General features: G+C 55.7%; 16 protein-coding genes. 15 read left to right on the top strand and 1 reads right to left on the bottom strand.

Annotation, left to right across the window (positions count from 1 at the left end; genetic code table 11):
• The first annotated feature begins 327 nt into the window (after positions 1–327).
• The 15 genes from ACYQ15_RS06730 (at position 328) to ACYQ15_RS06800 (ending at position 20,175) form a co-directional block, all read left to right on the top strand.
• Complete coding sequence (locus ACYQ15_RS06730) at positions 328–3,105, top strand: PAS domain S-box protein (protein ID WP_459936758.1); 2,778 nt, start codon at positions 328–330, stop codon at positions 3,103–3,105.
• A gap of 36 nt (positions 3,106–3,141) precedes the next feature.
• The gene (locus ACYQ15_RS06735) at positions 3,142–3,369 is read left to right on the top strand and encodes a hypothetical protein (protein WP_459936759.1); all 228 of its coding nucleotides are present in this window, start codon (positions 3,142–3,144) and stop codon (positions 3,367–3,369) included.
• Between the two features lie 119 nt (positions 3,370–3,488).
• On the top strand, positions 3,489–3,926 hold the full coding sequence (locus tag ACYQ15_RS06740; protein WP_459939552.1) for a YpsA SLOG family protein: 438 nt from the start codon (positions 3,489–3,491) through the stop codon (positions 3,924–3,926).
• A 772-nt stretch (positions 3,927–4,698) separates the two neighbouring features.
• On the top strand, positions 4,699–7,773 hold the full coding sequence (locus ACYQ15_RS06745; RefSeq protein ID WP_459936760.1) for an ATP-binding protein: 3,075 nt from the start codon (positions 4,699–4,701) through the stop codon (positions 7,771–7,773).
• 68 nt (positions 7,774–7,841) lie between these two features.
• Positions 7,842–8,282 carry a DUF7680 family protein gene (locus tag ACYQ15_RS06750; protein ID WP_459936761.1) on the top strand — a complete coding sequence of 147 codons (441 nt, stop codon included), beginning with the start codon at positions 7,842–7,844 and terminating at the stop codon, positions 8,280–8,282.
• A gap of 132 nt (positions 8,283–8,414) precedes the next feature.
• Complete coding sequence (locus tag ACYQ15_RS06755) at positions 8,415–9,062, top strand: NYN domain-containing protein (protein ID WP_459936762.1); 648 nt, start codon at positions 8,415–8,417, stop codon at positions 9,060–9,062.
• 2 nt (positions 9,063–9,064) lie between these two features.
• Entirely contained in the window at positions 9,065–12,025 is a 2,961-nt protein-coding gene (locus ACYQ15_RS06760; protein WP_459936763.1) for a DUF1156 domain-containing protein, read from the top strand.
• A complete protein-coding gene (locus ACYQ15_RS06765; protein WP_459936764.1) occupies positions 12,022–15,243 on the top strand; it encodes an SNF2-related protein in 3,222 nt (1,073 codons plus the stop codon). Before ACYQ15_RS06760 ends, ACYQ15_RS06765 begins: the two co-directional genes overlap by 4 nt.
• A gap of 251 nt (positions 15,244–15,494) precedes the next feature.
• Positions 15,495–16,082, top strand: a complete 588-nt coding sequence (locus tag ACYQ15_RS06770; RefSeq protein ID WP_459936765.1) for a protein NO VEIN domain-containing protein — start codon at positions 15,495–15,497, stop codon at positions 16,080–16,082.
• A gap of 162 nt (positions 16,083–16,244) precedes the next feature.
• Positions 16,245–17,555 (top strand): ATP-binding protein, encoded by a 1,311-nt coding sequence (locus ACYQ15_RS06775; protein ID WP_459936766.1) that lies wholly within the window; start codon positions 16,245–16,247, stop codon positions 17,553–17,555.
• A gap of 559 nt (positions 17,556–18,114) precedes the next feature.
• On the top strand, positions 18,115–18,360 hold the full coding sequence (locus tag ACYQ15_RS06780) for a phospholipase D-like domain-containing protein (RefSeq protein WP_459936767.1): 246 nt from the start codon (positions 18,115–18,117) through the stop codon (positions 18,358–18,360).
• 88 nt (positions 18,361–18,448) lie between these two features.
• Positions 18,449–18,730: a type II toxin-antitoxin system ParD family antitoxin gene (locus ACYQ15_RS06785; RefSeq protein WP_459936768.1), complete on the top strand. Its 282-nt coding sequence runs from the start codon at positions 18,449–18,451 to the stop codon at positions 18,728–18,730.
• Positions 18,730–19,059, top strand: a complete 330-nt coding sequence (locus ACYQ15_RS06790) for a type II toxin-antitoxin system RelE/ParE family toxin (protein WP_459936769.1) — start codon at positions 18,730–18,732, stop codon at positions 19,057–19,059. Before ACYQ15_RS06785 ends, ACYQ15_RS06790 begins: the two co-directional genes overlap by 1 nt.
• A gap of 384 nt (positions 19,060–19,443) precedes the next feature.
• Positions 19,444–19,671, top strand: coding sequence for an addiction module protein (locus ACYQ15_RS06795; protein ID WP_459936770.1), 228 nt, complete (start codon positions 19,444–19,446; stop codon positions 19,669–19,671).
• A gap of 273 nt (positions 19,672–19,944) precedes the next feature.
• Entirely contained in the window at positions 19,945–20,175 is a 231-nt protein-coding gene (locus ACYQ15_RS06800) for a hypothetical protein (protein ID WP_459936771.1), read from the top strand.
• Between the two features lie 108 nt (positions 20,176–20,283).
• Here ACYQ15_RS06800 and ACYQ15_RS06805 read toward each other — a convergent pair whose 3' ends face one another.
• Positions 20,284–20,562 (bottom strand): WCX domain-containing protein, encoded by a 279-nt coding sequence (locus ACYQ15_RS06805; RefSeq protein ID WP_459936772.1) that lies wholly within the window; start codon positions 20,560–20,562, stop codon positions 20,284–20,286.
• Between the last annotated feature and the right edge of the window lie 3 nt (positions 20,563–20,565).

Raw genomic sequence — 20,565 nt, forward strand, 5'->3', positions numbered from 1 at the left:
TACCCCTTTCCGTTGGCAACGTTGGGACACCAGTGGTTGAAGCAGTTGATTGATTACTTCGCGGCGCTGGAGAACTTCCGGAAGGCAGCGTAGCAGGATGAGTGTGCCGGAGAAGCCCTTAAAGTTTGCAGGCTTCTCCGGCTAAGGGCTGAGGTTGAAACTTGTGCTTGACCTTGTTGCTAAAGATGAGGGAAAGGAAAAGAATTTAACCCATAATGATTAGTCCGTATGCTTGTAGACGTTAATGTTGTGCAGTTAGGCGCTTTTTACCCATCTGGCTTGAAACAAACCGCACCCCGTTCTAAGGCACAGCTCTAGGAGTCCTGCATGGATCTGAAGCAACAACCTGATAATGAGTTTACGCAAACAGGCTTTCCTGACGCCCAAGATATCCTGATGAACGCACCCATCGGTATCTTCACGTCCACGCCGGATGGTCGATACGTTGCTGTCAATCCTGCTTTGGCCAAAATGCATGGTTATACATCGTCTATGGAGATGATTGCATCCGTTAAGGACATTGCAGCTCAAGTATATGCTGATCCCGCGGACAGGAATGAGTTCAAAAACCTTCTGGAAAAACACGGAGAGGTGGTCAACCATAAATGTAGGTTTCGCCGGAGGGACGGGACCGAGTTCTGGGTATTACGAAACGTTAGGGCAATATGGAATCAAGATGGCCATGTCTCTCATTATCAAGGATTTGTCACAGACATCACGGAGCGCAAGTTGGCCGAGAAAACGCTTCGGAATTCGGATTACGAAAAATCGTTGATCCTGGAGAATGCAAATGAAATCATTGCCTACCATGACACTGAACGACGCCTTGTTTGGGCCAACAATGTATACCTACGTTGCATTTCTAAAAATTCCGGTATGTTGCCTGACTTAGAAAGCGTCAAAAGAAGGAAATGCTACGAGACCTGGGGATTAGAAGAAGAATGCAGAGAATGTCCGGTTACCTTGGCCATCGAGACAGGCGTACCACAAAAAGGTGAACTGACTCCGGAAAACCAAGAAAATTGGCCAGATAAACAGGGAGCTTGGGCAATTACTGCCGCCCCAGTCAGAAATGCCGAAGGTGAAATAATCGGGGCGATTGAAATTGCCCAGGACATTACAGAACGAAAGAGGAACGAGACGGAGATAAAGCGTCAGACCGCCCTGCTCATCTCGCTACTGGATTCTATCCCAGATATCATCTTTATCAAGGACACCCAAGGAATTTACCTTGGGTGCAATACCGAATTTTCCCGATACATCGGACTTTGTAAGAAAGATATTGTGGGAAAAACAGACTATGATCTGTATTCCAAGGAAGAGGCGGACCGTTTCAGGAATGATGACAGACACGTGCTTGAATTTGAAAAACAGCTACACAGCAAGGAGTGGAAGGTAAACTATCCGGATGGCAGCCAAATCCAGCTCGATACTTTGAAAACGCCCTATCGGGACAACGATGGGAAGATACTCGGTGTAATTACTATCTGCAGGGATATCTCTGAACGAAAACGTGCTGAGGAAGCTTTAAAAGCTCAGCGACAAACTTATGAACTAATTCTTGAGCAGTCTCTGGCAGGATATTGGGATTGGAATATTCCTACTGGTGATGAATATTTGAGTCTGAATTTTAAAAAAATGTTTGGCTATGAAGATAATGAGATTGAGAACAAAGCTGAATCCTGGCAGAAATTGATATTTGCCGAAGATTTGCCGGGGGTTTTTGAAAAATTTAACTCGCATGTAAAAAGTAAAGGGAGAGTGCCATTTTACAATGAGGTCCGTTACCATCACAAAAACGGTTCCACCGTATGGGTTATATGCACAGGCAAAGTGGTTGAGTGGGATGATGATGGAAATGCAAAGAGGATGATTGGGTGTCACATTGACATCACCGATCGCAAGCAGGCCGAGGAGGCTCTGCTGCGAGCCAAGGAGCAGGCTGAAGCCGCTAATATGGCCAAGAGTCAATTCTTGGCCAACATGAGCCATGAACTTCGCACTCCCTTCAACGGAATCATGGGCATGATGCAACTGCTGGAAACAACAACGCTGGATGAGGAGCAAACGGAATACACAGCCATAGCCATAAAATCAGCGGACCGCTTTACCAGGCTGCTTACGGACATTCTGGACATCTCACGTATCGAATCAGGGAAATTGGAAATCCGCACAGAGCAATTCAACCCGCAGGATCTTCACGACTCCGTTGCCGATCTCTTTTCGGTGGCGGCACGTGAAAAAGGCATCCTGCTGGATTGTTTGCTGGATCCGCTCATTCCAAGTCAACTTATCGGCGATATGGCGCGGATTCGGCAAGTCCTCTTCAACCTCGTGGGCAATGCCCTAAAGTTTACTGATCGTGGCGGCGTCACCATGAAGATGGGCTTTCTGCCCAGCCCAAAGCCGGGAGAATGTCGCATCCTTTTCTCCGTTTCGGACTCAGGCATCGGCATTCCGGATGATAAACTGGACACCCTGTTCAAGCCATTTGTCCAGTTGGACGGCTCCTATACCCGATCTTACCAGGGCGCTGGGCTGGGGCTTTCCTTAGTCAAACGCCTTGTGGACCTGATGGATGGGAATATTTCCGTAGACAGTACAGTTGACAAAGGGACCACCATGTATGTGGTCCTGCCCTTCAAGCTTCCTGATGGTGTGAGTATTTCTTCCGGGCAAGGACCAAGGCAGTTTCCCCAAGCTTCACATAGCCTGCGCATCCTCTTGGCCGAAGATGAACCGTCCAACTCTTTGCTCGCAAGCAAACTCCTGGAAAAAGTTGGACATGTCGTGACCATAGCCGAGGATGGCCGGCAGGCCCTGGATCTGCTCGAGGCTCAGGACTTTGATGCTATCCTAATGGATATTCAGATGCCGGTGATGAACGGGGTTGAGGCGACCAAGGCCATACGCGAATCAACAACTCTTGGTGATAAGAAGAACATCCCGATCATCGCCCTGACCGCTTATGCCATGCTCGGGGACCGGGAGAAGTTCCTGGCCGCAGGGATGGACGATTACTTGGCCAAGCCGGTGAAGATGGAAGGTTTGGCGAAGGCGCTGGAGCGGGCTATCTCCGCGAAAAAGGGCATAATCGGGACCTGATTATGGCCAGAGAAGATGAACCCATAACCACAGCAGATGCCCAACATAAAATCCATACTCGCTTCCGAAAAGCCCTGGGCCATCCTCGGCATCACCCGCAAGCAGTACGCCGCTGCCAGGCCCTGGAAGAAGGCCGGCATGACGAAAGAGAAGTACGCGGAAATGCTGAACCTGATGCCGCATGAGGCCATGCAGGTATTGAAGGATGAGGCGGTTGCGGAGCTGTTGGTGGAAAGCATCTTCGGGAAGGTAGACAAAATATGAGCAAACAGTCTGTTGCAACTTTTAAGGACATCGCCTTCAGAAATATGTTCCTGAAATGAACGTTCGAAAATCTCCTTCAAGATCATCTCCGGCGGGCAGGCCTGCGCTGACAGGATGCTCTGGTCGCAGCCTTGAAGCTAGAGCACCCCTGCGGCAACTGGTGTCAGAAAAACCCAAATCTGACGATGGCCGGACCTGACAAGTATCCGCTCACTGGACATTCCTCGGCTTCTTGCCAAGCCAGAACCGAGGCAAACCGTGAAGAACTCGGACGAAACACTGATCTTCACATACATCGAATCAACGGCGGAGCGGTGCTGACCGTGAGGCTGGCCATGAAGGATTGCAATCAAGTCATATTGATGGTTGATGTGCAGAACCAGCCTATACAAGCAAGTAGGCAATTCACTTCACACCGCCTCGACAAAATCCTCGTGCCCAGCTTCCCACTCTCTCGGGCCGGCCACATTCAGTGTGAAGACATATTCTCATGTTCCCAGAGCCAGACCTTCTCTGGGTCCTGGTTCAGGGCGTCTTCCTCAATGTCGAAGACGTAGGCCTTTCTTGAATCTTTATAATGTATGTTAGGCTGGGGGTTGCATGACAAAATTACTAGAAGGCGAAATGGAAAAAATGGATGACTGCGTGGTGCATGATCACCACGGTTACATTCGTGCCTAGAGGTTGATGTCCTTGATGTCTATCTCAACCACAGGCCTGTTGGACAGGAGGCCATTGAAGACGCTTGGCCACCCTCGGGGGCAATCGATGCCGTAGAGCCGAATACGAACCTGCTGCAGTCCTAGGACAAGACCGTGATGGTGTCTGCTGTCCTGGATGGAAATGACATTGCCGGGCCATGACCCGGTCGGGGCCGGGAGCAGGAGGAGGGTGAAAGAAAGATGGCTTAGTTTTTTTTATTTATAGCATATTAACGCTCAGCTTAACCCGCCGACTTACGAGCGCCTTTGCACGGAAAGAACCTTATAGAAGAGCTCTTCAGGACCGGGCATGCTTTGTTTTATCCGAGGTATGCAATGATTTGCCAATGTGTATCCATGGGCGAACCTTCTAATAGGAGGCCAGACGTGAGCTGTAAGCGAACCAGGAGCCGGTGCCACAATGGGGGTGCAGACGCTTAATTCTCGGTATCAAGCCACTGCACGAACATATTGCAATCGCGTAACGGTTGAAGTACGCCCCATGATCGACTTTGAAAGGCCGGCACTTCAAACGGCCATTAACGCACAAACTGGACCGTCAGGCCCATGATCAGCTTTTCCATATCGGGGACATGTCGTCTGTCTCAAACCTCAAGGAGTTCAATGCATGGCTTTGCCCACGCTTTTTGACGTCTGCACGCCTCGTCGCGACGTGCTGGAGGGAACAATTTCCGAGTCGGATTTTGCGGCTGACTTGGCCCAGGTGCTGCGCGGGGATGCCCCGGAAGAATACACTGACCCAGTCAAGTTTTTCGCGAACACCCATCCCACTCGTGGGCTGAAGAACCTCTTGTGGAACGTCTGCCTGCGGTTGACGGCCAGCGGGCATGCCGCGGCGTCCATTCTTCGCCTGGACACCAACTACGGCGGCGGCAAAACCCATGGATTGATCGCTCTGTCTCATACAGCGCGAGGCATGCAGGGCGTGCCCAATATCAGCGAGTTCATTGACCCTGCCTTGATTCCACGACATGCCGTGCGCATTGCGGCCTTTGATGGAGAAAACGCAGACCCCGCCAACGGCAGGCCCTTGGGGGATGGCTTGCGCGCCTACACGCCTTGGGGCGAAATTGCGTACGGTCTTGCGGGCCTGGAGGGATACGAACGGATTCGCCGCAGCGACGAAGACCGCGTGGCTCCTGGTGCGGACACAATCAAAGAATTGTTTGGCAACCAGCCGACCTTGATCCTGATCGATGAACTGTCGGTCTATCTGCGCAAGCTCAGCGCCGGCGACCGGGTCCGGGCCGGCGGGCAGTTGACCGCATTCTTGACCGGCCTGTTCAAGGCCGTGGAGTCCAGCCCCAACGCGGCATTGGTGTATACCCTGGCTATTGGCAAGGGGGACCGTACGGCCATTGACGCATACAGCGAGGAAAATCAGTTCATCGCCGAAAAGATGGAAGAGGTCGAGAGCGTTTCCGCGCGCAAGGCGGCTTTGCTCGACCCCACGGAAGAAGATGAAACCGTGCAGGTACTCCGGCGCAGGCTTTTCAGCACGGTGGATGATGCCCGGGCCTCCCAGATCATCGAGAGCTACCGTCAACTTTGGGATGAGCATCGGGACCACCTCCCTCCTTTCGGGGCCAAGGATTCTCGCCTGGAGGCGTTCAAGGCCGGGTTTCCTCTGCATCCCGAACTGATCCAGACCCTCAAGGAAAAGACGTCAACCTTGAGCAATTTCCAGCGAGTCCGCGGCATGCTCCGACTACTGGCCCGCACCGTGGGCTCCCTCTGGGCTGATCGACCCCAGGACGCCTACGCCGTTCACCTGCACCACATCAACCTCTGTTCCAGCCCCATCCGCCAAGAAATCGTGACCAAGCTCGGGCAAAAGAGCTTTGTCCCGGCGCTCAAGGCAGACGTGGCCGCGGTGGAGGGCGATGCTCCCTCCATAGCCCAGGAAATGGACTCGGCCCAGTACAAGGGCCTTGCGCCTTACGGCTCGTATGTGACCAGGACCATCTTTTTTCACACCCTGGCCTTCAATGAAAACCTCAAAGGACTCTCTCGGGAGGAGTTGCGTTACGCCATCCTTTCGCCAGGCACGGACGTCAGTTTCGTGGATGACGCCCTGCGCCGCTTCGTGCAGGCCTCGGCCTATCTGGACGACCGGCCCAACGTCCCCTTGCGCTTCCTCACCGAGGCCAACCTGACCCAGATGATCCGCCGCCAGGAACGCCAGGTGGATCACGGCGAGGTCCGCGCCCAGCTCAACGACCGAATCAGGAGCATTTTCAGCGGAAACAACTTTCAGCTCGCGGCGTTTCCCAGCCTGCCCAACGACATCGCTGACGATGCCGGTGACGGCAAACCCACCCTGGGTGTGATCAGCTACGATGCAGACGAAGTGGACGGGGAACGGGTTGCCTTGCCCGGTCTGGTTCGCAGGTTGTATCGAGAAAAGGGATCAAGCGGCGATGTGCGCATGAACCGGAACAACCTTGTCTTCGTCGTTGTGGACGCCCGGCGGAAAGAGGACATGAAACGCAAAATGATCCGCCGTCTGGCCCTGGAGGACCTGCGTCGGCCCGAGCGCCTGAGCGATCTGGCCAAACACCAGCAGGATCGGCTCCTGGAGTTGTATCACAAGTCCGAGCAGGAACTGGCCGTGGCCATCCAGCAGGCCTATCGTCATGTGTTCTACCCGACCAGGAATCGAGTTGATGGGGCGGATGTGGACCTTGGGCACTCATCCATCGAGGTCCAGAGCGCCTCGGCCAATCCCGGCGATGGACAACGTCAGGTTCTGCGTGTGTTGCGGGACATCCAGAAGCTGCGCTTGTCCGAGGACAATCCGGACTCGCCGCAGTTCATTCGCGACAGAACGCCCCTGAAAAAGGGGCAGATCAGCACCGCGGCCCTGCGTGACGAATTCCGCCGCGACCCGTCCCTGCCAATTCTGGTGGGCGACGACGTCTTCGTCAAAGGCATCCGCCAGGGCATCGAGCAGGGCGAATTCGTCTATCGCAGCGGGGAGTTGATCTGGGGCCAGGGCGATCCCTGGGCCGAGATCAAGATCAACGAACAGTCCTTCGTGCTCACGGCCTCGTTTGCCAAGGAACACAACATCTGGCCCAGGCCGGAACCAGAGTCGGCGACCACCACGACAACCGACGTTTCAGATGGCGTAACCGGAACCAATACGGGAGCCATTACCGGAACAGGCCAAACATCCGGCAGTAACGGCGCGACCAAAGGCACGGATCAAGGAACTGGGTCAGCAACACCTCCACCGGAGAAAAGCATCTCCGCCGAGGGCGTGCTCAAGGAGGCGTTGACCAGGATTTGGGAGTCGGCCCGGACCAGGAAATATGCCGCTATTTCCTCATTGCATCTCTCATTTTTTGATTTGGCGGACGGCTTCAAACTGCTGGGGCTGATCAATACCATCCCAAAAAGTGAAAAGAAGGTTGAAATCAGCGGCGACTACGCCACCCGTGAGGGAAGCGAAATGGGATTTGAGTTTTCCGGGCATATCCAGGACGCCCTGCCGGTCAAGGATTTTCTGGAGCAGCAGATTCGGGCCGCATCGGAAAAGCAGGGCAAGATTGTCTTTAACGTGCTTTTTCCGGAAGGGCTGACCATGGGCGGCGACGAGCCGGAAAAACTGACCGAGCGGCTGACCAGGTTCGGGGCCGGGGCTGCCTACGTCACGGCTGTTGCGGAGGGAGATCAATGAGCGCGGCCTTGCCAAGCATTATTACGCTATCAAATCCTGACGCACTTCCTGACAGGAAGAGTGGTGGCATGCCGCGCTACGAGTTGCGGGCTCGCAACCACGGACCGGACAATCTGGAACTGGAGGTCTGGCAGCTTCCCTCTTCTGCTACGCCACATATCAAATCCCCTCTGCGTCTTGCCGGTCTTGCCGGCCGCAATCTTTCCTTGGTGGAGCATCGTGTGCTGCGCCGTCTGGCCAAGGCGGGTATTCTGATCAGCCCCGCAAACGGTACGGCAACACGTCATGAGCTGGACGAGGACCTGGCCCTGAACCTGGGCATCCTCTTCCGGGTCCTGGCCCCCATGCGCAGCCGGACCAATATCCGCCAGGTTACGGAAGGCATTGAGGCCATGGGCAAGGAAGAGGCCGCCTACTGGCTGGGCATGGCCATGCACCGCAAATACCCGCGCCGGGTGCTCATGGCCCTGCGTTTTCTGCTGATTGATCCTAAACAAGACGCTTCTTGAAATGTCGCTTGACACTCCCATGGGCTGGAGTTATCTGCTTTTCACACACCACGAAAAAAGCGCCCCTTGCGACGCCGCGGAACCTTATCTCCGCTGGCCGACCAAGGGGCTTTTCATTTTCTGGAGCCTGACATGCGAAAAGTCGTGTTCATGATTGATGGATGGTTCATGCGCAAACGCATCTACACCTTGAGAGCGTTTCATTACGACGGGCCAAGCATCCGAGAGTATTGTCTGAAGCACCTTCGCGAAAACGATTATCTCTACCGCATCTTTTATTACGACACGAATCCCCTTGAAATGAAAGGGCATCACCCTGTCACGGGCAAGCATGTCGACTTTGCGCAGACGGATGTCGCCAAACATCAGAGAAACCTCCTTGAATCCCTTAAAAAAACGCCGAACTTTGCTCTGCGGCTGGGACGGACTGTTTGGCGAAACAGCAACTGGGTACTCACACCAGAAAAGACGAAGTTGTTGCTGAAGGGAAAAATTACTTCCGCTGATCTCTCGGAGTTCGACGTCAGGCCCCATATCGAGCAAAAAACCGTTGACATGAAAATAGGCCTGGACATTGCGACAATTGCCATCAAGCGGTTGGCGGACCTGCTGGTTATCATCACCGGAGACGAGGATATCGTGCCGGTCCTCAAGTTTGCCCGTACAGAAGGCATGCAGGTCTGTCTCGATCCCCTTTGGAATCCCATATCGCCGCATCTAGCCGAGCATGTGGATTTCATCTTCACAAAATTTCCTCGACCATCCAACAAGGCCACCTGATCATGTCCAAACGCCTCATCGAACACTGGCTACCCATAGCCGCCCTGGGTGAAGAGAGCGTGCGCGAACGCCGCTCCATGACAGCCTTGCCGCCCACATATTACCTGCATGTCTGGTGGGCCAGACGCCCCCTGGTGGCCTCCCGCGTCGCCATCCTGGCCTCCTTGCTCCCGGCGGACGCGGACCAGGACAAGTTTATGCATGCCTTGGGGATTCATGGGGATCCGGTTGCTTCACGGAGAAGAATTGATGCTGCAAGACAAAAAGGCGAACGTTTTGAAGGGCAGGCTTATGAATATCCACGGGCGTTCTCATACATGCCAAACACTCAGGATATGGATTGGATTTCTTATGAGTCTCGGAGGATTGGATTAGGTAATGCAGTTTTTTTGGACCCGACTGCCGGTGGGGGAAGCATTCCCTTTGAAAGTGCTCGCCTTGGACTGGAAACTTATGCAAATGATATAAACCCGGTCGCAACGCTGATCTTGAAGAGTACGATTGAATCGCCTTTAACGTTTCACTCAAAGGTACATGACGCATTTCTTCAACTCCGCGAGAAATTTCTGAAAGCCCGTGAAGAAAAGCTTACCGAGTTCTTCCCCTCAGAACCCGACTCCGACTCCATACCAACGAACTGGATATGGGCGCGCACCATAACCTGCCCGTACTGCGACGGCCTGATTCCCCTGTCTCCCAACTGGCGGCTTGCTCCAGATGGCACGGGCGTACGCCTTGATCCGCAAACAGCGGACGGCCCCAACACGCCTGGCCGGGTTTGTTCGTTTCAGATCGTGAATACGACCCAGAAGCAGTCCGAAGGCACAGTGGCCCGAGGCACGGCTACTTGCCCTTTCCCGGACTGCGGCCGTGTGGTGGACGGAGACGCTATCAAGGAACAGGCCCAGGCCGGAAACATGGGCGAACAGCTTTATGCTGTAGTATTCAAGAAGCGGGTCGTAACCACGACAAAGACCGGGAAGAAGCGGGAAAAATGGGAACGCGGCTACCGCGCCCCTCGGCCTGAGGATGACGTCAGCGAACGGATCAAGGCCGCTCTGGAGGAGAAGCTGCCGGAGTGGGAAGCGCTGGATATGGTGCCGACGGAGGAGTTTCCGGAAGACGGCAACGATACTCGGCCCATTCAATACGGTATGCCATTGTGGCGAGACCTCTTTTCCCCCCGACAACTGCTCTGTCATGGAACGAGCGTCCAAGTTTTTCGGGAACTATTGGATGAAGAACAAAACAAGCCCGGATTTAACGACGCTTCAAGGGCTGCATTTGCATACTTGTCAATTTCTCTTGATAAGCTTCTCAACTACAATTCTCGCATGTCCGTTTGGATGTCCACGAGGGAAGTAGTTGCGAATACCTTTAATCGACATGACTTTTCTTTCTCATGGTCTCACGCCGAAATGGCTCCGCTGATCGTCGGCCTTGGCTACGACTGGGCCATTGAGCAGACCGCCAAGTGCATCGCTGAGCTGGTGGACCTGGTCCGGCCGGACGTGAACATGAAGGCAGCCAGGAAGAAATCCAAGGAAACCCAGATATCAATGTTCGAGTCTGGGCCGGAGTTTGTTCCGCCTGCCGTGACCATCACCTGCAAGTCCGGTGACTCTCTGGATCATATCGCGGATGGGACCGTGGACGTGGTGGTCATGGACCCGCCGTATTACGACAACGTGATGTACGCGGAGCTGTCGGATTTTTTCTACGTTTGGCTGAAACGCACCGCTGGGCACGTTTATCCGGAGTTGTTTACCCGGCGGCTGACGGACAAGGACAATGAGGCGGTGGCCAATCCGGCCAAGTTCAAGGGCCAAAAAGGGGCCAAGAAGTTGGCCGATCATGACTACCGGGAGCGGATGGCGGCCATTTTCGCCGAGTGTCGGCGGGTGCTCACCGCGGACGGAATCATGACCCTGATGTTCACCCACAAGGCCACCGGTGCCTGGGACGCCCTCACCAAGGGGCTGATGGAGGCTGGTTTTGTGATCACTGCGAGTTGGCCCATCAACACCGAGGCCGAAGGATCGTTGCATATCAAGGACAAGTCCGCGGCCAATTCCACCATCTTCCTGGTCTGCCGACCCCGGCCGGAGCGGGACGAGAATCAGGAAACCATGTTCTGGGAAGACCTGGAGCCCATGGTGCGTCAGGCCGTGCGTGGTCGAGTCAAGCAGTTTCAGGATGCCGGGATCAAAGGCGTGGACCTGTACCTGTCCAGTTTCGGTCCGGCCCTGGAGGAGTTCTCACGGCACTGGCCCGTGCGCCGGGGCACGCCGCTGCCCAAGCCGGTTGCCAAGGCTGGAACGCAATTATCTTTTTTAGAGGAAGAGTTCGATCCCTACGCCGCCACCCCGGAGGACGCCCTGGACGCGGCCCGACGGGAGGTGAAGAACTGGCGGATGGAACAGTTGACCACGGTTCAGCGCAAGGTTGAGCTGGACCCGCTCACCGAATGGTTCGTCCTGGCCTGGGACGCCTTCCAGGCCCCGCAGTTTCCCTACGACGAAGCCCTACGCTTGGCCCGAGTGGCCGGGTTGGACCTGGACAAGGAGATCATCGGCAAGCTGGCCGAGAAAAAGACCAGCGACGTGGTGCTTTGGGACAGTTCTACTCGGGCGGCCAAAGGGGTGCTGGGCGCTCCCAGCGGGGCGAAAGCCATGATCGACGCCGTGCATCACGCCGCGCACATGGCCCGCACCCGGACTTTGGATGCGGCCAGGGATCTGTTGACCAAGGCAGGCGTGGACAAGGAACCGGCCTTCTTGAAAACCCTGGAGGCGGTCCTGGAAGTCCTGCCCCCGTCCCGGACCTTTACCGGATTCGACTCGGCCAAGGCCGTTGAACCAGCGGCCAACGACTTCGAGGTCCTGGAAAACCTGCGCCGCCTGGCCTTCACGGAACAGATCCGCAAACCGCGTCAGCTTTCGTTGTGGGAGACTGAGGCGTGAGCCTGCTTCCGGACATTACGTGGCAACTCAAGTACACGCCTGACGACGGGGACCTGCTGCGTCGGTTCTACATTCCGGCCCTGGAATGCGCCGTACGTTACGATCGATCCACGGGCTATTTCTCCGCCGGAGCCCTTTCCGCCGCTTCCCGAGGCGTGGAAGGGCTGGTCCGCAATCAGGGGCGGATGCGCCTGATTGTCGGCTGCACACTGGACGAACCAGAGGTGCAGGCCATATCTCAAGGGGAATCGCTGCGCCAAGCCGTCGAGACCAGCCTGCAACGGACTCCGCTGACGGCAGACGACAAGGACACGGTCAACGCCCTGGAGCTGTTGGCCTGGATGGTGGCCAAAGGCTACCTGGACGTGAAGGTCGCCATCCCCTGCAACCATGAACGCCGGCCTATGCGCACGGACGCCATTTTTCATGAAAAGGCCGGAGTCATCGAGGACAAGGCCGGCAATCGCCTCGCCTTCAATGGCAGCATCAACGAAACGATCTATGGCTGGAAGTGCAACTGGGACAGCTTCCATGTCTTCACCAGTTGGGGCGGGTCCGCGGCACATGTGGACGCGGAGGAAACGACGTTTCAGCAACTCTGGGCGGACAAGGCCAAATCCGCCCTGGTCATCGACATCCCCACGGCCATTCGGGAGGAACTGCTCAAATTTCTGCCCGAACAGGAAAGACGGCCGCACCGATTGCTGCATGAAAAACAGGATGACTACGGGGTGGAGCCGGAACCGAAAGCCCAGTCGCAACCTGCCCTCACACCTCTGGAACCGAGCATCGACCGCCGGACCATAGTCTGGTCCTTCCTGAAGGCCGCTCCTTCACTGCCCGGCGGCGGTGAACGGGTGGGAGAAGCCACGTGTCCGATTTCGCCCTGGCCCCATCAGATTCGGGCCTTTCAACGCATGTACGACTCATGGCCGCCCAAACTGCTGATTGCCGACGAGGTGGGCCTGGGCAAGACCATCCAAGCCGGGATGCTCCTGCGCCAAGCATGGATGGCTGGAAGAGCCAAACGAATCCTGGTGCTCGCTCCCAAGGCCGTGCTCCGCCAGTGGCAGATCGAACTGCGCGAAAAGTTCAACCTGAACTGGCCCATCTACGACGGTCAACGGCTCTGCCGCTTCCCGTCCCCCGCCTTGGTGGACAAGTCCGTCTGCGCCGTGGACCGCGGCGACTGGCACAAGGAACCCTTTGTTCTGGCCTCCAGCCACCTGATGCGCCGCCGGGACCGGGCCGCTGAACTGTTGGAGCAGGCCGAACCCTGGAACGTGATCGTCCTGGACGAAGCTCACCATGCCCGACGACGTGGCGGGGGCGTGGGCAGCACCGATGACCGGCCCAACCAATTGCTGCGGCTGATGCACCGGCTTAAAGACAAGACCCAGGGTCTGATTCTGCTCACGGCCACGCCCATGCAGGTCAGCCCCGTGGAGGTCTGGGATCTGCTCAATCTGCTGGGCCTGCCCTCTGCATGGAACAGCACGGCATTCCTGCGTTTCTACGACATCGCGGCCCAGCCCATGCCGGATCATAACGATCTATCGTTCATGGCCGCCCTGTTTCGCAACGTGGAATCCACCTTTGGCCAGGTAGAACTGGAGAATGCTCAAAAAGCTTTGTCGGGCTTGAGCAGGATCAAGACGAAAAAAATTCTCAACGCCCTGCGGGACAAGAGCACCATCCCCCTGCGTCAGTTGGAAACGCCGGAGCGCAAAGCCGCGGTCCGGCTGATGCTCTCCCAGACCCCGATTCGACACCTGATTTCCCGGCATACCCGGGAGCTGCTGCGCACCTACCATAAGGCCGGGAAGCTCTCCGTGCGGATCGCGGACCGCCACGTGGAGGATCGGTTTGTGATTATGACCGAGGCCGAGCGGGACGTGTACAACGCGGTGGAAGACTATATCTCCTCCACTTACGATAATGCTTCCCTGGACAAAAAAACCGCCGTCGGCTTCGTGATGACCATCTATCGCCGCAGGCTGGCCAGCAGCTTCGCGGCTCTGGTCCGGACCCTGGAAAACCGCCATGCCCAGGTGGGAGCCACGGGCTTCGCCGTGGCCGATGCACAGCCGGACATGATACGCGCCGAGGAAGACGTGTTGGAGGATGAACTGGCCGCTGACGTCATGGATGCCGACGAGGCCGTTGATCTGGCGGGACAAGCCCTGGCCCTGGAGGAACAGGGAGATATCGATACGCTGCTGCACCGGGCGCGTCTTTTGCCTACGGACTCCAAGGCATCTGTCCTGCTGGCGGAATTGGAGACGCTCCGCCAGCAAGGCTATCCCCAGGTCATGGTCTTCACCCAGTACACGGATACCATGGACTTCCTGCGTGAGGAGACGGTCCGCAAGTTCGGCGCGGACTCGGTGATCTGCTTTTCCGGTCGCGGCGGAGAGGTCTTGGATGGAAACGGCGCTTGGCGGCGAGTGTCCCGTGAGGACACCAAGAAGATGTTCCGGGACGGCAAGGCCGAAATCATGATTTGCACCGACGCCGCGGCCGAAGGCTTGAACTTTCAATTCTGCGGGGCGCTGGTCAACTACGACATGCCCTGGAACCCGATGAAGGTGGAGCAACGTATTGGCCGCATCGATCGCCTTGGCCAGGCTTTCGCGCAAATCCGCATCGTGAACCTGCACTACGAAGACACCGTGGAAACCGACGTCTACCGCGCCCTGCGCGACCGTATTCAGCTCTTCACCACGTTTGTCGGCAAGCTCCAACCCATCCTGGCCAGACTGCCCCAGGCCATTTCCGCCCTGACTCTGGGCAAGGGACGCGCCGGAGAGCGGGACGAAAAGGACGAGCGCCTGGAACTGATTTCCCGGATCTCCGACGAGGCGGAACAGCTCCAGGCCGGAGGATTTGACATCGACCAGGCTGCCCAGGACGACCTGATCGAGCCCGAGCGACATGCACCTTTGTACGATCTGAACGACCTGGGCCGTGTCTTGTCGAACCCGCTCCTGCTTCCGCCCGGCATCGAGGCCACAAGACTGGCCTCCAAAGACTTCGCCTACATCGAACCCGGCATGAAAGCCCCAATCCGCGTCACCACCGACCCGGACTACTTTGACGCCAATCCTGAAAGTACTGAACTCTGGTCACCTGGATGCCCAGTTTTTCCGCGGCTTGAGCAGGGCACACTGAACGATGCCGTTGATCGGAATGGCTTTTTGAATGCTTTGAAAAAATAGGTTGAGATGGGAAGTTCTGACTGTGCGGGGCAACGCTGGGGGACAACTTTCGGTTGTCATTCCTAAACGGGCTCGGGTATCAAATGGTGAACATGGAGCGACCAGCTGTGTTGACCGTAAGCAATCAGGTGAGGTCATTTAAAACACAATCCGAGCAAGACCGGCTCAGTACAAAAGGTCAATAAATCAAATACGAGGTTGGACAGTTTGTCCGACCTCGTATTTTTTTTGTCCTTTGACATCCGGGGTATTTGGCCGGCGAAGGCGGGATTCTGGAATTCGCGGATCGGGCGACGCAGGCCGTGAAGAACAACTTCGCAGCCTGGAGGGAAGCCAGCCCGAAGCACAACCAGCTTGTTGATGCCATGCTCGGAGCGCCCCTGCACATTATCGCATTATCGCAACCATCCGGAGTAAGACGGCTTGGTCACCCCTCAACCGCTCCGACCCTCCCCAAGGACACCCAGGCGTCCGCGACCAGGGCCAGGGCCATTGTCACGGATATCGAGCGTGGTCTGGGTTTCGATCCGATAGACCGGGAACTGGAGAAGCTGGGCTACGACATCGAAAGCCGCATCCCAGGCACGGGCCGCTTGCGCTTCATCGAGGTCAAGGGCCGGGTCACCGGTGCCGAAACCATCACCGTGACCAAGAACGAAGTCCTGTACTCCCTGAACAAGCCGGATGACTACATCCTGGCCATTGTGGAATTCCTGGACGAAAACACCCACCGGGTCCACTCCGTGCGCAGACCTTTCCAGCGGGAGCCGGACTTCCGGGTGACAGACCTGAATTACAGTTTCGCGCAATTGCTGGAACTGGCGGAGGAGCCGAGGTAGGAGCAGGAAGCAGGGAAAGATGGAGCAGGGAGGGTTGCCGATCGTTCCGGCGCTTCGTTGTGGGAATGAAGTGCCGGAACTGGAGGAGGAACCGGACATTTGTCTCTTTTTTAAAGACATTTTACAATTTACTTGTCTCATAATTAAAGATAAATATCGCTGATGCACTCCATACTCGACCAGTTGATCGCTGATTTTCATGAACGGGAACTGCCGGTGATGACCCGGCGCAAGGCTCGTCTCCCCTGGATCCCGGGCAAGATCGACACGGTCATCGGCATGCGCAGGTCAGGCAAGACTTGGTTCCTGTATCAACGAATGCGCGAACTGCTTCAGGAGGGGTTTCCAGCCGAAGCCTTTGTCTACCTGAATTTTGAAGATGAACGCCTGATGCCCATGACCGCTTCGGACCTGCACCTGATACCGGACACCTTTTATCGACGCTATCCGCATTTCAAGGAGCGGCTCTGCGTGTACTTCTTTGATGAAATCCAGAATGTGCACGGATGGGATCGCTTTGTCCGCAGGCTCCTGGATTCCGAGAATGCGCGTATCTGCCTGACCGGCTCTTCGGCCAAGCTTTTGAGTACCGAGATTGCAAGCAGTCTGAGAGGCCGGTCCCTGGCGACGGAAATCTTTCCTTTCAGTTTTTCAGAATTCCTGGAACACCAGAGCATTGACAGCGACGTGGCCAAACAGCCCGGCTCCAAGCGGCGAGCAATTCTTGAAAACCGGTTTTCAGCCTACCTGACCCGCGGAGGGTTCCCGGAAGTACAAGGGCTCGAGGCCCATCACCGCGTCAGGGTGTTGCAGGAGTATCTGGATGTGGTTGTTTTGCGGGACTTGGTGGAGCGCCACGGGGTTTCCAATCTTGTGGCCCTGCGGTACATGATCCGGAGCCTGATGAATTCCCCTGCCTGCCTGTTCAGCGTCCAGAAATTCTACAATGATCTGAAATCCCAGGGTATTGCCTGCGGAAAAAACACCCTTCATGAATTCTTTGACCACCTTGCGGATGCCTATCTTTTTTTCCCGGTCCTGATTCATGCAGATTCGGAACGCGCCAGGATGGTCAACCCCAGAAAGGTTTACATCGTGGACAACGGCATGGTCAGTGCCTGTTCCCGGAGCACTTCCCCGGACTGGGGCCATCTTCTGGAGAATTTCGTTTTCATGGAGCTGCGCCGGAGAGCCTGGCGGATAGAATACTATCGCACGAGAAGCGGCCGGGAAGTGGATTTTCTGGTCACTGATCCGACCGGGAACAACAGTCTGCTCCAGTCGGCTGCGTCGATGGAGGAGACGAAGACAGCCGAGCGGGAAATCAGCGCACTGTCCGAAGCCATGGAGGAATGCAACCTCACCGAGGCCACCATTGTGACCCTTGCCACGACGAAGCAGCTTCAGACAGATGCAGGGTGCATACATATCGTACCCGCCTGGAGATGGGCGCTCAGCCTGGATCAGGTTTGATTGGGAAATAATCGGAACGTCATGTGATAATTATGCCGATCGTTCCCACGTTCCTGTGTCGCAAGTGAATTGCCGGAACTGGAGGAAAAACCGGGTATTCCGTCCGATCGTTCCCACGCTCCAGCGTGGGAACGCAGCCCCAGACGCTCCAGCGTCGCGAATGAAGTTCTGGAACTGGAGAAAGAACCGGGGAGTTATCTCCTATTCAAGATAATTTTTCATTTACTTATCGCGTCAGGGTGTTGCAGGAATATCTGAATGTGGTTGTTCTGCGGGACCTGGTGGCGCGCCACCGGGTTTCCAACATTGTTGCTCTGCGGTACATGATCCGGAGCCTGAATTCTCCGGCCAGCCTGTTCAACGTCCAGAAATGTAACTGCTCAAAAAGATCGGGCGATGAAGTTTCCTGTGCAAGGGTTCCCATTGACGCGGAGTTTCATGACCAGGCTACGAGGGCCATTCTCCAGCCGGAACTTTTCCCTGAGTGCGTTACACCGTTGCCGCACTGGGGTGCGGCGCTCCCAGGATAATTTTTGACAACAGCCCCTGACAAGTTGCCATGAATTCCGCTTTCACCCTCCCCTCCCTCTCCTGGCAGCTCAAGTACACGCCTGAAGACGGGGACCAGCTGCGTCGGTTCTACATTTCGGCCCTGGAATGCGCCGTACGTAACGATCGATCCACGGGCTATTTCTCCGCCGGAGCCCTGTCCGCCGCCTCCCGAGGCGTGGAAGGGCTGGTCCGCAATCAGGGCAGAAGCCAAGATGCAAGAGCGGTTCAATCCGATGGTTGCGGCGGTGGTTGATGGGCAGTGATTAGTGGCTGGCGGGTTGTGGTTGTTTTTTTATCGGCACCTTGGCAGAATATGCCAATTACTTTTTCGGAGGATTGTCATGCCGACACGGAATGTTGTCCTGACGGAGCATCAAGCCCAATTCGTGGAAGCCCTCGTCACTTCGGGACGTTATCAGAACGCCAGCGAGGTGTTGCGAGACGGCCTGCGCCTGGTTGAACGGCGTGAACAGGAGCAGGTTTTGCGCTTCCAGGCGCTCCGTGAAGCCGTCGCCGTTGGCCTTGACGATATCGAATCCGGACGCTTCACGTCACTTTCTTCCGCCGACAGTTTGCGCGCCCACATCGGCGAGGTCATCGCACGGACCGAAGACGCATCCTGATGCCGCGTTGGACAATACGCCTCGCTCTGAAAGCTGATCAGGACATGGCCGAAATCATCGCCTGGACCACGGAACACTTCGGTTCTCGCCAGGCGAGGATGTATGCCGAAACCCTGACCCTGGCCCTGGAGGCCTTGTTCGATGGACCGGGTATCATCGGGGCCAGACGTCGGGATGACATTCAGCCAGGCGTATCGCTGATGCATGTCGCACGCCAGGGACGACGCGGCCGACACTTCATTGTCTTTCGCCCCGGCAAAGAGCGCGTCATCGACGTCCTTCGCATACTGCATGACAGCATGGATATTTCGCGGCATCTCGACAGTTGACTGTTGCGAGAAGAATCAGGGACGGCCCTCGACACCTCCTGACTTCCCGACGTGAATAACGACGGAATGCTGCAAGCCTGGCGAGCCATTCATGAGGAAGAACTTATGGCCAAGTGACTCTGGAGGAACGGAAAGAAGAGCTTGGTCTAAAGAGTACCGTAGAACCAAGGCCGTTGACAGTTGATCCTTTAAAGTTGATTGAAAACAATGTTATATAATCTCAAGGCTGGAACGTCCTTTTTGGACTTTTGCAATCAGGATGACATCAAGGGGATTCCCATAAACAAAGATACCCTTTGCCGTCCTCTCCCACTGGGAGAGGGTTGGGGTAAGGGGTCGATTTCTGGGTACAGTTAATTCCGGAAATCACCTAAGGAGATAGACATGGACACAATCCAAATTGAGAATGAAATTGCCAAGCTGAATATTTCCGAAAGACTGCATCTGATTCAGAACGCCTGGGATTCGCTTGCAAAAGATCAAGATGCGCTGCCAATGCCTGAATGGCAAAAAATGGAGCTTGAAAGAAGGTATCAAGAATATCAGCGAGGCGATCTTGAGATGCATGACTGGCAAACAGTCCATGAAAAACTACGAAACACATACAAATGAAAATCCGGTACACTCTGAAATCACTTGAAGATATTGCCATCTCCATAGAGTGGTAAGAACAGCAGCTCCAGAGACTTGGCCTGGATTTTCTGGATTGCGTGGAAGATGCCTTAAAAAGAATCCCAGGAATCCAAACATTTATGCACTGCACCACAAGCAATCCAGGAGGATATTGCTGCGAAAATTTCCCTTCTCGGTTTTCTTCTCCATCGAACCGAACGAAATTGTGATCCATGCAGTTTTTGACAACAGGCAAGACCCTGACAAGTCGCCATGAATTCCGCTTTCACCCTCCCCTCCCTCTCCTGGCAGCTCAAATACACGCCTGACGACGGGGACCTGCTGCGTCGGTTCTACATTCCGGTCCAGGAATGCGCCGTACGTTACGATCGTTCCACGGAGCCCTGTCCGCCGCCTCCCGAGGCGTGGAAGGGCTGGTCCGCAATCAGGGCGGAAGCCACAATGGACGAGCCCAAGCGGAAGTGGCCGAAAAATGAGAATTAAGCCCCCGGCGGTGACTTGACTGGAGACTTCCTTGTCCGGTAACCGGCACTCTCCAGGCATCGCCACCTTGAAAAAGTATGCCCAGGCAGTGTGGTGCAAGTTGAAAGTTCATCTTGTTCCAGTCGGCGAATAAACGCTTGCCGTCCGGAGCGCCGCTTCCGCCTCCACTCTTCTGAGCCAGGCCGGCTCCAGGATTTCCGCTTCATGACCGAACTGCATGGCCCACCACATCAATTCCCGAAGCTCAGCCACTTCTACCTGAAACGTGATTTCGTCGTCGCCAGGAACAGAAAAAGGGCGTGCCCGAGGGGCGCGACGGCTCTGCAATGGCGTATTTGTCAAAATGTTATTTTCCTGTAAACAGGATGGCGATAAGAACAGGAACATTAT

Source organism: Desulfonatronum parangueonense, assembly GCF_054656975.1.

What these genes read in the sequence shown, in the direction of transcription:
- ACYQ15_RS06730 (WP_459936758.1), top strand. Translation starts at nt 328, where the DNA reads ATGGATCTGAAGCAACAACCTGATAATGAGTTTACGCAAACAGGCTTT.
- ACYQ15_RS06735 (WP_459936759.1), top strand. Translation starts at nt 3,142, where the DNA reads ATGCCCAACATAAAATCCATACTCGCTTCCGAAAAGCCCTGGGCCATC.
- ACYQ15_RS06745 (WP_459936760.1), top strand. Translation starts at nt 4,699, where the DNA reads ATGGCTTTGCCCACGCTTTTTGACGTCTGCACGCCTCGTCGCGACGTG.
- ACYQ15_RS06750 (WP_459936761.1), top strand. Translation starts at nt 7,842, where the DNA reads ATGCCGCGCTACGAGTTGCGGGCTCGCAACCACGGACCGGACAATCTG.
- ACYQ15_RS06755 (WP_459936762.1), top strand. Translation starts at nt 8,415, where the DNA reads ATGCGAAAAGTCGTGTTCATGATTGATGGATGGTTCATGCGCAAACGC.
- ACYQ15_RS06760 (WP_459936763.1), top strand. Translation starts at nt 9,065, where the DNA reads ATGTCCAAACGCCTCATCGAACACTGGCTACCCATAGCCGCCCTGGGT.
- ACYQ15_RS06775 (WP_459936766.1), top strand. Translation starts at nt 16,245, where the DNA reads ATGCACTCCATACTCGACCAGTTGATCGCTGATTTTCATGAACGGGAA.
- ACYQ15_RS06780 (WP_459936767.1), top strand. Translation starts at nt 18,115, where the DNA reads ATGAATTCCGCTTTCACCCTCCCCTCCCTCTCCTGGCAGCTCAAGTAC.
- ACYQ15_RS06785 (WP_459936768.1), top strand. Translation starts at nt 18,449, where the DNA reads ATGCCGACACGGAATGTTGTCCTGACGGAGCATCAAGCCCAATTCGTG.
- ACYQ15_RS06790 (WP_459936769.1), top strand. Translation starts at nt 18,730, where the DNA reads ATGCCGCGTTGGACAATACGCCTCGCTCTGAAAGCTGATCAGGACATG.
- ACYQ15_RS06795 (WP_459936770.1), top strand. Translation starts at nt 19,444, where the DNA reads ATGGACACAATCCAAATTGAGAATGAAATTGCCAAGCTGAATATTTCC.
- ACYQ15_RS06800 (WP_459936771.1), top strand. Translation starts at nt 19,945, where the DNA reads ATGAATTCCGCTTTCACCCTCCCCTCCCTCTCCTGGCAGCTCAAATAC.
- ACYQ15_RS06805 (WP_459936772.1), bottom strand. Translation starts at nt 20,562, where the DNA reads ATGTTCCTGTTCTTATCGCCATCCTGTTTACAGGAAAATAACATTTTG.